Below are 12,558 nucleotides of genomic sequence, written 5' to 3'. Positions count from 1 at the left end.
GTGCCATGTTCCGGCGAAGGAGTGGCGATGACCCACCAGCCCGCACCGCAAAGAGTGGCGCTCCATACCCGCCTGAAGCCGGGCAAGGAGGCCGAGTACGAGTCCGTCCACGCCGTCATCCCGCCCGGGCTGGACACGGCGTTGCGCGAAGCCGGCGTCCGCACCTGGCGGATCTGGCGTAACGGTCTCGACCTCTTCCACGTCGTCGAAGTGGACGACTACGCGGCGATGCGCGCGGCGTTGCGGGACCACCCCGCCAACGTCCCGTGGCAGGCGAGGATGGCCGAGCTGCTGGCCGTCGAAGACGACTACTCCGGCGACGACACCGGCATCGGGCTGGTCTGGGAACTGCCGGTGAAGGAGTGACGGCGTTGGAACTCCCCCTCTCCCCGCTGGGCCTCGGCTGCGCGCAGCTGGGCAACCTCTACCACGCGATCACCGACGAGACGGCGGCCGCGACCGTGCACCGCGCGTGGGACGAGGGCATCCGGTACTTCGACACCGCGCCGCACTACGGCCTCGGCCTCTCGGAGACCCGCCTCGGCGCGGCCTTGCGCTCGTACCCCCGCGACGAGTTCGTGCTCTCGACGAAGGTCGGGCGCGTGCTCGAACCGGACCCGGACGGCGCCGGGCGGCAGGACGACGAGGGCTTCGCCGTCCCCGCCGCGTACCGGCGCCGCTGGGACTTCAGCCGCGACGGCGTCCTGCGGTCCTTCGAGGACAGCTTGGTGAGGCTCGGGCTCGACCGCGTCGACGTCGTCTACGTGCACGACCCCGACGACCACTTCGAGGAAGCCCTGCGCGGCGCCTTCCCCGCGTTGCGCGAGCTGCGGGAGCAGGGCGTGATCGGCGGGTTCGGCGCCGGGATGAACCAGGCGCCGATGCTCACCGAGTTCGTCCGCCGCACCGACCTCGACGTCCTGCTCGTGGCCGGCCGCTACACGCTGCTGGACCAGCCGGCGCTCGACGAGCTGCTGCCGCTCTGCCTCGACCGCGGCGTCCGGGTGGTCGCCGGCGGCGCGTTCAACGGCGGCATCCTGGCGACGGCCGAGCCGGGCCGCGTCTACGACTACGCCGACGCCCCGCCGGAGCTGGTCGAGCGGGCCGGCCGGATCGCCGCGATCTGCGCGCGGCACGGCGTCGAGCTGCCGGAAGCGGCGCTGGCGCTGCCGATGGCGCACCCCGCGGTGGCGTCGGTCGTCGTCGGCGCGCACGATCCTTCGCAGGTCAGCGTCAACGCGCGGCGGGCCAGGGCGGTCGTGCCCCCTCGGCTGTGGACCGAACTCGTCGACGCGGGCCTGCTGCGGGCCGACGTCGTCATCGCCGAAGGAGTCTCATGATCGACGCGCACCACCACCTCTGGGACCCGTCGCGGCGCGAATACCCGTGGCTGGCGGGGGCGGCCCTCGACCCGATCCGCCGTCCGTACACGGTCGACGACCTGCGTGCGGTGACGAAGGCGGCCGGCGTGCATGCGACGATCCTGGTGCAGACGACCTCCTCGGCCGAGGAGACCGAGGAGTTCCTCGCGACGGCCGAGGCCGAACCGGTGATCGCGGGCGTGGTCGGCTGGGTGGACCTCGAAGCCCCCGGCGTCGCCGACCGGCTGGCCGCGTCGACCGGGCCGCTCGTCGGGATCCGGCACCAGGTGGAGACCGAACCGGACGACGAGTGGCTGCTGCGGCCCCCGGTGCTGGCCGGGCTGGGCGCGGTGGCGTCGGCGGGGCTGACCTACGACCTGCTCGTGCGCGTCGGGCAGCTGCCCGCGGCCGCCTCCCTGGCGGCACGGCTGCCGGAGCTGCGGCTGGTGCTGGACCACGCGGCCAAGCCGCCGATCGCGGCGGGGGAGTGGGAGCCGTGGGCGTCCGGGGTGGCCGCGCTGGCCGCGCACGAGAACGTCGTGTGCAAGCTTTCGGGCCTGGTCACGGAGGCGGACTGGACCGGATGGGAGGTCGGTCACCTGCGCCGGTACGTCGACCACGTGCTGGACGTGTTCGGCCCGTCCCGGCTGCTGTTCGGCTCGGACTGGCCGGTCTGCGAACTGGCGGCGTCCTACGAGCTCGTCGTGGACGCGGCCGTCGCCCTCACCGGCGGGCTGTCGGACGCGGAGCGGCTGGCCGTCTTCGAGCACAACGCGCGGGCGGTCTACGACGTGGATGCGGGCGGGGAGACCTCTTCCAGGGGGTAAAAGAGGTTTCCCCGCCCGCCGCTCGGGAAGCTCAGAACTCGTCGTCGCCGATCATGCCGCGCAAGCGGGTCAGGGCCCGGTGCTGCGTCACGCGCACGTTGCCCGGCGAGATGCCGAGCGCTTCGGCGGTCTCCTGCGCGGAGAAGCCGACGGCGATGCGCAGGGTCAGGATCTCCTGCTGCACCCGCGGGAGCGAGGCGAGGAGGCGGCCGAGGCGCGCGCCGAGGTCGAGGTGCAGGGCGTGGGTCTCCGGCTCGTTGCCGGCGACCAGCGGGCGCTCGGGGAGTTCGGGGACGGGCTCGGAGCGGTCGCGGGCGACGGCGCGGTAGGCGTCGGCGACCTTGTTGGCCGCGATCGCGTGCACGAGGTAGAGGAACGACCCGCCCCGGTCCTGATAATCGGGAAGGGCCTTCAACACCGCGAGGCAGACCTCCTGGGCGACGTCGTCGGCCGAGAGGTAGGAGAGGTCTCGCCCGCCCATCCGCGCGCGGCAGTAGCGGACCACGACCGGCTCGATCATCTGGAGCAGGGAGTGGACCGCCGCGGGGTTCCCCTCACCCGCGTCCTTCACCAGGGGGTCGAGATCCTCCTTGGTGAGCCGCCCGCCGGGCCTGGGCAATGACTCCGGAGTGCGATAATCGCGAACGGCGGAAGCGGGTTCCGCGGTGGTCTGCGGCGGTGCTGTCATGGTCGTCTCCCCGGCCGACCCTCGACCGCCGCTGCCGGGGGGCTCCACTCTCCGTGACTTTCCGGTTGCAGATACTCCGGGAGACCCGGGTTGATCTGCAATCCGTGCGACGCTGGGTAATCGTAAGCACCTCGATGGCGGTCAGTCCAGATTTCAACGACCAATACCCCGTTCGCAGCATCGACCGTGATGTTCCCGCGACCAGACCCCGCACATTGCGATTAATCGGTTTCAGGATGTGCCGACTTCACCCGTCAGTGGAGGAACGCCACGGAAGTGGCAGTCGCAGTCACGGCGAGCGACGCGATCGCGGGCAGCGCGGGGTGCGCCGGCCCCGGTTCGGGGGCCCGCAAGGACCGTTCGCGCAACGTTCCGATGGCCGCTAGCAGGGCGGACGTCCCCGCGGACAGCAGTACGGGCACCAGGGCGACCCCCCAATGGCGCTGGGCGGCGGCGTGCAGGAGCAGTAGCGTGCAGGCGGCAGATGCCAGCGCGGTGCGCCGCCAGGCGAGGCCGGTGCGCTCGGCTTGGGCGCCGCGGGTGGGCGTCACGACCCGGTCCGGGGGCGCATGACGGTATTTCTGACCTGGCGATAATCGCGAAGCAGCGGTATTCGCGGCGTCACGAGACGGCCAGCAGCACCGCGGCGGCGACGATGAGGGTCAGCAGGCCGCCGGTCAGCACGAGGATCAGCCGGCTCCGCGGCAGTGGCTCTCCGGCACGCATCGCAACCTGCACCCGCCGCCACCGGGGGTACGCGGTCGCGGCGAGAACGGCGGCGAGCACGACGCACAACCCGGCGAGAACGGCACTGGCCGCGGCCGGCGACGGCACCAGCTGGTGCACGGCGACGCCGCCGGCGAGCAAGCCGAGGGCGGTGCGGACCCAGGCGAGGAAGGTGCGTTCGTTCGCCAGCGTGAACCGGTAGTCCGGTTCAGCGCCTCCGGCGTGGGGCTTGATGTCGTCCGAGGCCACGCCTGCAGACGCTAGCCGCTGAGTGCGGCGGTGGCTGGCCGGTGTGCGGGCACCCACGTGGGGCCCTGGGATCGCCGCAGGGGCCGCCGGGTGGTGCGTCTCGTACGCGGCGGCCGGATCACGCGGCGCCGGGCCGGGTCAGGCGCTGTGCGCCGGCGCCGCCGCCCGGTGCGCGAACACCCACCACCGCAGCACCGCGAACCGCACGAACCCACCGACGAAGCTGGCCAGCAGCAGCGTGCCCGTTTCCTCCCACGACGTCGGCCGGTCGACGAGGGCGTCGAGCAGTGCGAGCACCGCCGAGCCGTAGCCGGCGTAGAAGGCGAACGTGATGAAGTCCTGCAGGTGCCGCTTCCCGGCGTTGCTGGGCCGTCCGGCGAAGGTGACGCGGCGGTGGAACTCCGTGTTGCCGACCGTCGTGAGCGCGATCGCCACCAGGTTCGCGACTTGCGAGCCGAGCTCGTCGCGCAGCAGGAGGAAGAGGAGCGCCTGGACCCCGGTCGTCACGACGCCGGCGACGACGTACCACGCGGCGTGCGTGCCGAGCTCGTGGTGCCGGTCCGGGTCGGCGGCGAGCAGCCGGTGATCCGGTGCGCACCTGGTGGTGGCCATGATCCCAACCTACCCTGCGTTCACAAACTTGTGAATGTGTTAAAGCAGTTGAAGAAATGTGATCCCGGTGACACCGCCGGGGTTTCGGGCCCCCGACGTCCGGGGTAGGTCACCGGGGATGACGAGTTCCGAGCGCGAGGAGACGACTGGTGAGTGACCGTGACTCGGTCGAACCGGACAGCTTGAGCCCCAGCGAAGCGCTGGACGAAGACGAGCTGCGCGTGGATCCGCTCGAAGCGGGCGTCGAGCCACCGGAGCACTGGAGCGCCGCGGACCGCTTCGGCACGACGCCGAGCGAGATCCGGGAGGGCGAGCCGATCGAACAGCGCCTGGCCGAAGAGGAGCCGGACGCCGAACCGGAGCCGGTGCCGGAGCGCCCGCTCGCGGCGACGCCGGCGGCGGAGCTCGACGAGACGATCGAGGACGCCCCGCCGGACTACGAGCAGGTGACCCCGGACGACGAGGTGCCGCACCGGCACGCGGACCCGGACCCCGGCGAACAGGCGGACTACGCCGGCGGCTCGGTCGCCGACGCCATCCGCGCGGCCCGGCAGGGCTGATCCGCTCAGACTGCGCGTCCGTCCGGGCGCCCCTAGCGTGGGGCACCAGTGCATCGGACCGCGACGAAGGGAAGGCCGAAGATGCTGACCGTGACCGAAGCCGCCGCCGAGGCGATCACCGCGCTGACCAGCCAGGGTGAGGGCGACGCCGGGCTCCGCCTGGCGGTCCAGAACGCCGACGGCGAAAGCGCCCAGCTGGCCCTGTCGGTGGCGCCGGAACCCGCCGAGGGCGACAGCGTGCTCGGGGTCGACGAGGGCCCGAAGGTGTTCCTCGAACCCCAGGCGGCGGCGCTGCTCGACGACAAGGTGCTGGACGTCCAAGAGGACGAAGCGGGCGGAGTCGCTTTCGCGGTGCTGCCCCAGCACACGAGCTGACCGCGGCGGACGGGCCTTTCGCAGCGTCGCGAGAGGTCCGTTCGCCCGGTTGTGTCACCCGCGGGAGCGCCACTCCCGCACCAGCCGCGCGGCGCAAGCCCGCAGCAGTTCCGGCGCATTCGCTTGCGCCTCCTCCACCGAAGAAGCGTGATCGATCAACGCGCTGCCCCCGACGACGCCCAGCCGCGCGAGCCCGGCGTCGTCGAGCTGGATCCGCCCCGCGAGCACCAGCAGCGGAATCCCCTCGGCCCGGGAAGCGATCCCGGCCGGCGCCTTGCCGTTCAGGCTCTGCTCGTCCAGCGACCCTTCCCCGGTGATCACCAGGTCCGCGCCCCGCACGGCGGCGTCGACCCCGGTCAGCCCGGCGATCAGGTCGAAGCCCGATTCCACGGTCGCGCCCAGCCCGGCGATCGCGCCGGCCGCGACCCCGCCACCGGCACCGGCGCCCGGCACGCGTGAGACGTCCGGCGCCCCGCCCACCTGCAGCGCGTGCGCCCACCGGCCGAGTCCTTCTTCGAGAATTGCCACCTCTTCTTCCCGCGCGCCCTTCTGCGGCCCGAACACCGCGGCGGCCCCCGACGGGCCCAGCAGCGGGTTCGTCACGTCGGTCGCGACCGCGACGCGCACGCCCTCGAGGCGTTCGCGCACCGGCGCCAGCTCGGTGGACGCGACCCGCGTCAGCGTCGCGCCGCCCAGCCCGACCGGCGCGCCGAACGCGTCCAGCACACCGGCGCCGAGCGCGCCCAGCATCCCGGCGCCGCCGTCGGTGCTCGCCGTGCCGCCGACCGTCAGCACGAGCCGCTTCGCGCCGTGCATCAGCGCGTCCATCAGCAGTTCGCCGACGCCCCAGGTGTGCGCGGCCAGCGCGGTTTCCGGGGTGGGGTCGACGAATTCGATCCCGCACGCCCGCGCCGATTCGACGTACGCGGTGCCGTCGAGCACCGCGTACCGCGCCTTGACGTGCTCGTCGAGCGGGCCGCGGACGGACAGCCGGACGATCCGGGCGCCCGCCGCTTCGAGGACGTCGAGGGTGCCTTCGCCGCCGTCGGCGACCGGGCAGGAGACGACTTCCGCGTCCGGCAAGGCATCCCGGACGCCGAGTGCGATGGCCTCCGCGGCCTCGACCGCGGTGAGACTGCCCTTGAACTTGTCGGGCGCGACGACGACGCGGGTCACGGCTTCACCTCCGTCAGCGGGTCCCGCCCGGCGAGCACCGCCGCGACGTTGCGGGCGGCCAGCACGGCCATCGCGGTGCGGGTTTCGACCGTCGCGGACCCGAGGTGCGGGCTCACCACGACGTCGTCGCGGCCGAGCAGCCGCGGTTCGACCTCGGGTTCCTTCTCGAACACGTCCAGCGCGGCCCCGGCGATCTCCCCGGCTTCGAGCGCGTCGGCCAGCGCGGCTTCGTCGACGACCGGGCCGCGCGTGGTGTTCACCAGGTAGGCGCCGGGTTTCATGGCCCGCAACGCGGCCGCGTCGATGAGGTGCCGCGTCTCGGGCGTCAGCGGGCAGTGCAGCGAGACGACGTCCGAGCGCACCAGGAGTTCTTCGAAGGAAACGGAACCGCGTCCCGGCCGTCCCGAATGGACGATCTCCATGCCGAACGCCTCGGCCCGCTTCGCCATCGCCCGCCCGATCTGGCCGTACCCGACGATGCCGAGCGTCTTGCCCTGCAGGCCCGAGCCGAGCAGGAAGCCGAGGTGGAACGACCACGGCGTGCGCGAGCGCAGCAGCCGTTCGCCTTCACCGAGCCGCCGCGTGAGGGCGAGCAGCAGGCCGAAGGCGAGGTCGGCGGTCGCGTCGGTGAGCACGCCCGGCGTGTTCGTCACGACCACGCCGCGCTCGGCCAGCGCCGGGACGTCGACGTTGTCGTAGCCGACCGCGACGTTCGCGACCACCTTCAGGCCCGGCCCGGCGGCGTCGGCGAACGCGCCGTCGAGCCGATCGTGCAGCATCCCGGCCACGGCGTCCGCGCCGGCCACGAACTCGTGCAGTTCTTCCGGCGTGAGCGGGCGGTCGGCGGGCGAGACCACCACTTCGCCCGCTTCGGCGAGGAGCTTCACCGCGTCGTCGGGAATCCACCGGGTCACCACGATCTTGGCCACCCCGGCAGCCTAGTCCCCCTGAACGGCCCCGAGAACGATCTCCGACTGCGCCGCCGCGCCCGCCCCGTTGGGGTGGAAGGGGAAGGCGAGCAGCAGCGGGTTGCTCACCGAAACCGGGATCAGGCCTTCGACGTACCGCACGGTGGGCGCCTGGCAGGCGTCGTGGCCGAGCGTGGGGGAGTAGGTGTCGACGAGCTCGACGTCGTTGGCCGCGGCGACCCGCGCGAGCATCGCGTTCATCTGGAGGAACTTCGCCTGCAGGTAGGCGATGTCGCCGTCGGCGACCGGGATCACCGGCCAGCACCCCTTGCCGCTCGCGGGCAGCCCGGCGAGGTAGTTCACCAGCAGGATCCGCGCGTTCGGCGACCGGTCCTTGATGCCCCGCAGCGCCGCGGCGATCTTCGGCTCCGTCGCCGTGACGGCGTTTTCCAGCTGGTCGACGCCGCCGGCGGTGAACTTCGCCTTGCAGGTGCTGACCGGGAGCAGGTTGAGGCACTTCGTCACGGCCGCCGCGAGCCCGATGTCGTTGCCGCCGATGCCGACGGTCACCAGGTCCGTGGCCGGGGTGAGCCGGTCGAACTGCGGCGGGTTCGTCCCGCCCAGCGGCAGCTTCTGCGGCTGCGTGAAGTCGGTCGTCGTCGCGCCGCCGCAGCTCGCGTCGCGGAACGTCTCGACGCCGAGCGCGCCGGCCAGCTCGTGCGGGTAGTCCGAAGTGGACTGCGCGCAGTCGAGCGGCGTGTACTGCGTGGTGGGCGGGAGGGTGACGAAGACGTCGGCGGTCCAGGAATCACCGAGTGCGACGTACTCGTGGTAGCTCGTGCTCGCCGACGCCGGAGCGGCGAAGGCGAGCATGGCGAGCGCGGGCACGACGAGCAGAGCGGACAGGCGCTTGCGCATGCTGCCTCCGTTGGCGAGCGTGGTGAAGGACTTTCACATTCAGCTCGCGTCCGGTGAAAAGTCAATCGACGTCACCCGCTCCGGCCAGTCCGATCGACGTGGGTAATCAGGCCCTGGTCAGCCGCACCACCGCGCTCGCGTACCCGCTGCCGGGGAAGCCCACGTCGAGGCCGTGGCTGAGCAGCACCGCGCCGTCGTGCACGACACCGCCGGAGTCGCGGTAACGCCCCGCCGGGTCGAGCCCGGCGAGCCGCGGCGGCGTGAACGGCCGCGCGAACTCCGTGGGCCGTCGCCAGAAGAAGACGACCACCTCGCCGCCGAGCACGTACTGCACCGCGGTCAACGCCGAGGTCGCCGGATCCGCCAGCCGGTACAGCTCGCCGTGCTGCACGACCGGCCGGATTTCCTTGTACAGCGCGACAAGCTCCGCTGCTTCGGCCAGTTCGGCGGCGGACCAGCGAGGCAGGTCGCCGCCGAGGCCGAGCACGCCCGCCATGGCGACGTGGAACCGAAAGCTCAACGGCGCTTCGCGGCCGGTGGTGGGGTTCGGGCTGTCGGTGACCCAGGCCGACATCGTGCCCGCCGGGTAGAGCTGCCCGTAGCCGTGCTGGATGGTGATCCGGTCGGCGGCGTCGGTGTTGTCGGACGCCCAGATCTCGTCGGTCCGGGCGAGGATCCCCAGGTCGGTGCGCCCGCCGCCGCCCGCGCAGCCCTGGATCCGCAACGCGGGGTGCCCGGCGCGCAGCCGGTCGAGGATGGCGTGCACCGCGCGGACGTGGTCCACCCACACGCGCCCGGCCTCCCCGCCCGGCCAGCCGGCTTCGGTGAAAGCGCGGTTCATGTCCCACTTGAGGTAGTCGATGCCGTGCTCGCCGACCAGCCGGTCGAGCCACTCGTGCGCCCACCCGGCGACGTCCGCGCGCGCGAAGTTCAGCACGAGCTGGTTCCGGAGCGTGGTGCGTTCGCGGTTCGCCATGTGCAGCACCCAGTCCGGGTGCGCGCGGTAGAGGTCGCTGTCCGGGTTGACCATCTCCGGCTCGACCCACAGCCCGAACCGCATCCCGTGCGCGTGGACGGCGTCGGCCAGGGGCTTGAGCCCGGCCGGGAAGCGTTGTGCGTTCGCGGTCCAGTCGCCGAGCCCGGCGGCGTCACCGGTGCGGGCACCGAACCAGCCGTCGTCCATCACGAACAGTTCCGCGCCGAGCTGCGCGGCGGCCGCGGCCAGCTCGGTTTCGGTCTTCTCGTCGACGTCCCACCCGGTCGCTTCCCACGAGTTGTAGACGATCGGCCGCAGTTCCCCGGGGTGTGGCTGGACGAACTCGCGGACGTAGGCGTGCCAGCGCCGGCTCGTCCCGCTGAAGCCGTCGGCCGCGTAGAGCCCGGCGAACACCGGCGTCTCCCAGGTTTCGCCGGGCCGCAGCCGCCAGGCGACGTTCTCGTGGCCGAACCCGCCGGTCCACGTCACGCGCCCGGTGTGCGTGCGCTCGACGGTGATCCGCCAGCTCCCGCTCCAGGCGAGCGCGGTGCTCCAGACCTCGCCCGCCGTCTCGGTGGCATCGCCCGCGTCCAGCATCACCCACGGGTCGACCTGGTGGCTGGAGACGCCGCGGCGGCTGGTCAACGTCGTCTCGCCGACCGGCAGCGGCTCGCGCAGCACGCCGTGCTCGGCGCTCCACGCACCCGACGTCCGCGTCAGGCGGGCGCCTTCGCGGCGGGGGAGCGTCCACGCCGCGGAATCCGTGCGCAGCAGGGAAACCGGCTCGTCCGCGCGCAGTGACGTCCAGCGTTCGACGACGTTGCCGCGGACGCGGTAGTGCAGCGAGAGCTCCAGGGGGTAGTGTCGGTCGGCGAGCCGCACGACCAGGGAGTCCTCGGTGCCGGTGTGCCCGGCGTAGCGCCACTCGAGCGCCGACGTGCCGTCCTCGTACCGCACGGCCAGCGCCGCGACGCCGAAGAACGCGCCGCCCTCGGCCGGGAGTTCCTGCCGCTCGTCGCCCGGCTCGTCGAAGCTGCTGTCGGCGGGGTTGCGGCGCGCGGCGACCTGCGCGGCCTGGGCCGGTGTCAGCGGCGGGCCCCAGTGGACGTGCCGCGGCCGGTCGTCGGCGTCGAGCCGGAACGCGTACGAGCTCTCGGGGGTGCGCAGCAGCCAGAGCCGGTGCGCGGGGTCGTGTTCGACGAGCGACATGCGTCCGAGCGTAGGCACGACCAAGCTTCCGCACGGCTCCCGGCTGATCCGGATCGGCCGAGCTTTCGCTGTACGTGCGTCATCCATTGGGTGGAAGACGGCTGTTCGGGGGCCGGGAGGCGTGCTATGTTCGGTTGCAGAACGAGTGTGCGTGATGCGAACAGTTTGGAGCACGTGATGGCGGAGCTGCTGTCGCTCGAGGAGGCCGTGGCCCGGCTGGTGCACGACGGGGACACCGTCGCGCTCGAGGGCTTCACGCACCTCATCCCCGTGGCGGCCGGGCAGGAGATCATCCGGCAGCGCAAGCGTGACCTCACGCTGGTGCGGATGACCCCGGACATCGTCTACGACCAGCTGATCGGCGCGGGCTGCGCCCGCAAGCTGATCTTCTCGTGGGGCGGCAACCCGGGAGTGGGCTCACTGCACCGCTTCCGCGACGCCGTCCAGCACGACTGGCCGGTCCCGCTGGAGATCGAGGAGCACAGCCACGCGGGCATGGCGAACCGCTACGTCGCCGGCGCATCAGGCCTGCCGTTCGCGGTCCTGCGCGGCTACACGGGTACGGACCTCCCGGCCCAGACGGACACGATCAAGCCGATCACGTGCCCCTTCACCGGCGAGCAGCTGACCGCGGTCCCGGCCCTGAACCCGGACGTGACGATCGTCCACGCCCAGCGCGCCGACCGCGCGGGCAACGTCCAGATGTGGGGCATCACGGGCGTCCAGAAGGAAGCGGTCCTGGCGGCGAAGCGCTCGATCGTGACGGTCGAGGAGATCATCGACGAGCTGGAGCCCCGCCCGGGCGCGGTGGTCCTCCCATCTTGGGCGGTCACCGCGGTGGCCGAGGTCCCGGGCGGCGCGAAGCCGTCGTACGCGGCGGGGTACTACGAGCGCGACAACGCGGCGTACCAGGCATGGGACGCGGTGGGCCGCGACCGCGAGGAGTTCACGAAGTGGCTGAACAACCTGACGGGGGTGACGGCATGAGCCGGACCCGCACCCTTCCCCCGCCACCGAGCCACCCCCGTCCCGCCCATTCGAGCCCGCCTCGCCCCGCCGGTCTCGGCTGCCTGACCCACGCGGACCGCGCCGCCGCATCCCGTCCCGCCGGCCGCATCCGCCAGGCCCGCGTTGCCGCCGTATCCGGGCCCGTCGGTGGCATCCGCCAGGCCCGCGTTGCCGCCGTATCCGGGCCCGTCGGTGGCATCCGCCGGGCCCGCGTTGCCGCCGCGTCCGGGCCCGTCGGTGGCACCCGCCCGGGCCGCAGCACTGCCGCATCCTGGCCCGCCGGCCGCACCTACCCGAGCCGCGCCGCCGCCGCATCCGGGCCCGTCGGTGGCACCCGCCCGGGCCGCAGCACCGCCGCATCCCGTCCCGCCGGCGGCATCCGCCGGGCCCGCGTTGCCGCCGCGTCCGGGCCCGTCGGTGGCACCCGCCCGGGCCGCAGCACTGCCGCATCCTGGCCCGCCGGCCGCACCTACCCGAGCCGCGCCGCCGCCGCATCCGGGCCCGTCGGTGGCACCCGCCCGGGCCGCAGCACCGCCGCATCCCGTCCCGCCGGCGGCATCCGCCAGGCCCGCGTTGCCGCCGTATCCGGGCCCGTCGGTGGCACCCGCCCGGGCCGCAGCACCGTCGCATCCCGTCCCGCCGGCCGCATCCGCCCGGGCCGCAGCACCGCCGCATCCGGGCCCGTCGGTGGCATCCGCCAGGCCCGCGCTGGTGCCGCATCCGGGCCCGTCGGCCGCATCCGCCCGGGCCGCAGCACCGCCGCATCCCGTCCCGCCGGCGGCATCCGCCAGGCCCGCGTTGCCGCCGCATCCGGGCCCGTCGGTGGCACCCGCCCGGGCCGCAGCACCGCCGCATCCCGTCCCGCCGGCCGCACCTACCCGAGCCGCGCCGCCATCGCATCCCGGCCCACCGGCCGCACCCACCCGGCCCGCCCAATCGCATCCGCCGGCGCGCCCCGCCCCCTC

14 protein-coding genes are annotated in these 12,558 nt (G+C 73.3%); 6 read left to right on the top strand and 8 right to left on the bottom strand.

The window, feature by feature from the left end; all coding sequences use genetic code 11:
* Window positions 1–27: 27 nt before the first annotated feature.
* From MUY14_RS27285 to MUY14_RS27275, 3 genes are read left to right on the top strand one after another with little or no spacing between them, the layout of a single operon-like run.
* Window positions 28–366: an L-rhamnose mutarotase gene (locus MUY14_RS27285; RefSeq protein ID WP_247013211.1), complete on the top strand. Its 339-nt coding sequence runs from the start codon at window positions 28–30 to the stop codon at window positions 364–366.
* 5 nt (window positions 367–371) lie between these two features.
* Window positions 372–1,340 carry an aldo/keto reductase gene (locus MUY14_RS27280; protein WP_247013209.1) on the top strand — a complete coding sequence of 323 codons (969 nt, stop codon included), beginning with the start codon at window positions 372–374 and terminating at the stop codon, window positions 1,338–1,340.
* The gene (locus tag MUY14_RS27275) at window positions 1,337–2,188 is read left to right on the top strand and encodes an amidohydrolase (protein ID WP_247013207.1); all 852 of its coding nucleotides are present in this window, start codon (window positions 1,337–1,339) and stop codon (window positions 2,186–2,188) included. The genes MUY14_RS27280 and MUY14_RS27275 overlap by 4 nt, the downstream gene beginning before the upstream one ends.
* Window positions 2,189–2,219: 31 nt before the next feature.
* On the opposite strand, the gene shbA is transcribed toward MUY14_RS27275, so the two are convergent.
* The 4 genes from shbA to MUY14_RS27255 form a co-directional block, all read right to left on the bottom strand.
* Window positions 2,220–2,876, bottom strand: coding sequence for an RNA polymerase sigma factor ShbA (shbA, locus tag MUY14_RS27270; RefSeq protein ID WP_247013205.1), 657 nt, complete (start codon window positions 2,874–2,876; stop codon window positions 2,220–2,222).
* A 254-nt stretch (window positions 2,877–3,130) separates the two neighbouring features.
* On the bottom strand, window positions 3,131–3,427 hold the full coding sequence (locus MUY14_RS27265) for a DUF202 domain-containing protein (protein WP_247013203.1): 297 nt from the start codon (window positions 3,425–3,427) through the stop codon (window positions 3,131–3,133).
* A 70-nt stretch (window positions 3,428–3,497) separates the two neighbouring features.
* A complete protein-coding gene (locus MUY14_RS27260) occupies window positions 3,498–3,851 on the bottom strand; it encodes a YidH family protein (RefSeq protein WP_247013201.1) in 354 nt (117 codons plus the stop codon).
* A gap of 138 nt (window positions 3,852–3,989) precedes the next feature.
* A complete protein-coding gene (locus tag MUY14_RS27255; RefSeq protein WP_247013199.1) occupies window positions 3,990–4,463 on the bottom strand; it encodes a GtrA family protein in 474 nt (157 codons plus the stop codon).
* A 149-nt stretch (window positions 4,464–4,612) separates the two neighbouring features.
* Between MUY14_RS27255 and MUY14_RS27250 the strand changes: the two genes are divergently transcribed.
* Together MUY14_RS27250 and MUY14_RS27245 are read left to right on the top strand one after the other, a co-directional pair.
* Window positions 4,613–5,023: a hypothetical protein gene (locus MUY14_RS27250; protein WP_247013197.1), complete on the top strand. Its 411-nt coding sequence runs from the start codon at window positions 4,613–4,615 to the stop codon at window positions 5,021–5,023.
* Between the two features lie 81 nt (window positions 5,024–5,104).
* Window positions 5,105–5,398 carry an iron-sulfur cluster biosynthesis family protein gene (locus tag MUY14_RS27245; protein WP_247013195.1) on the top strand — a complete coding sequence of 98 codons (294 nt, stop codon included), beginning with the start codon at window positions 5,105–5,107 and terminating at the stop codon, window positions 5,396–5,398.
* A gap of 54 nt (window positions 5,399–5,452) precedes the next feature.
* On the opposite strand, the gene MUY14_RS27240 is transcribed toward MUY14_RS27245, so the two are convergent.
* The 4 genes from MUY14_RS27240 to MUY14_RS27225 form a co-directional block, all read right to left on the bottom strand.
* On the bottom strand, window positions 5,453–6,574 hold the full coding sequence (locus MUY14_RS27240) for a glycerate kinase (RefSeq protein ID WP_247013193.1): 1,122 nt from the start codon (window positions 6,572–6,574) through the stop codon (window positions 5,453–5,455).
* A complete protein-coding gene (locus MUY14_RS27235) occupies window positions 6,571–7,503 on the bottom strand; it encodes a D-glycerate dehydrogenase (protein WP_247013191.1) in 933 nt (310 codons plus the stop codon). The genes MUY14_RS27240 and MUY14_RS27235 overlap by 4 nt, the downstream gene beginning before the upstream one ends.
* A gap of 9 nt (window positions 7,504–7,512) precedes the next feature.
* A complete protein-coding gene (locus MUY14_RS27230; RefSeq protein WP_247013189.1) occupies window positions 7,513–8,400 on the bottom strand; it encodes an SGNH/GDSL hydrolase family protein in 888 nt (295 codons plus the stop codon).
* A gap of 106 nt (window positions 8,401–8,506) precedes the next feature.
* Window positions 8,507–10,585 (bottom strand): alpha-galactosidase, encoded by a 2,079-nt coding sequence (locus MUY14_RS27225; protein WP_247013187.1) that lies wholly within the window; start codon window positions 10,583–10,585, stop codon window positions 8,507–8,509.
* Between the two features lie 177 nt (window positions 10,586–10,762).
* Here MUY14_RS27225 and MUY14_RS27220 point away from each other — a divergent pair, with 177 nt between their 5' ends.
* Window positions 10,763–11,572 (top strand): CoA transferase subunit A, encoded by an 810-nt coding sequence (locus MUY14_RS27220; RefSeq protein WP_247013185.1) that lies wholly within the window; start codon window positions 10,763–10,765, stop codon window positions 11,570–11,572.
* Window positions 11,573–12,558: the final 986 nt, after the last annotated feature.

This window comes from Amycolatopsis sp. FBCC-B4732 (assembly GCF_023008405.1).
Taxonomy (GTDB): domain Bacteria; phylum Actinomycetota; class Actinomycetes; order Mycobacteriales; family Pseudonocardiaceae; genus Amycolatopsis; species Amycolatopsis pretoriensis_A.
This window is presented reverse-complemented; position numbering and strand designations above follow the sequence as displayed.

Coding starts and splice junctions, on each gene's coding strand:
- MUY14_RS27285 (WP_247013211.1), top strand. CDS start 28: ATGACCCACCAGCCCGCACCGCAAAGAGTGGCGCTCCATACCCGCCTG.
- MUY14_RS27275 (WP_247013207.1), top strand. CDS start 1,337: ATGATCGACGCGCACCACCACCTCTGGGACCCGTCGCGGCGCGAATAC.
- shbA (WP_247013205.1), bottom strand. CDS start 2,876: ATGACAGCACCGCCGCAGACCACCGCGGAACCCGCTTCCGCCGTTCGC.
- MUY14_RS27255 (WP_247013199.1), bottom strand. CDS start 4,463: ATGGCCACCACCAGGTGCGCACCGGATCACCGGCTGCTCGCCGCCGAC.
- MUY14_RS27245 (WP_247013195.1), top strand. CDS start 5,105: ATGCTGACCGTGACCGAAGCCGCCGCCGAGGCGATCACCGCGCTGACC.
- MUY14_RS27230 (WP_247013189.1), bottom strand. CDS start 8,400: ATGCGCAAGCGCCTGTCCGCTCTGCTCGTCGTGCCCGCGCTCGCCATG.
- MUY14_RS27225 (WP_247013187.1), bottom strand. CDS start 10,585: ATGTCGCTCGTCGAACACGACCCCGCGCACCGGCTCTGGCTGCTGCGC.
- MUY14_RS27220 (WP_247013185.1), top strand. CDS start 10,763: ATGGCGGAGCTGCTGTCGCTCGAGGAGGCCGTGGCCCGGCTGGTGCAC.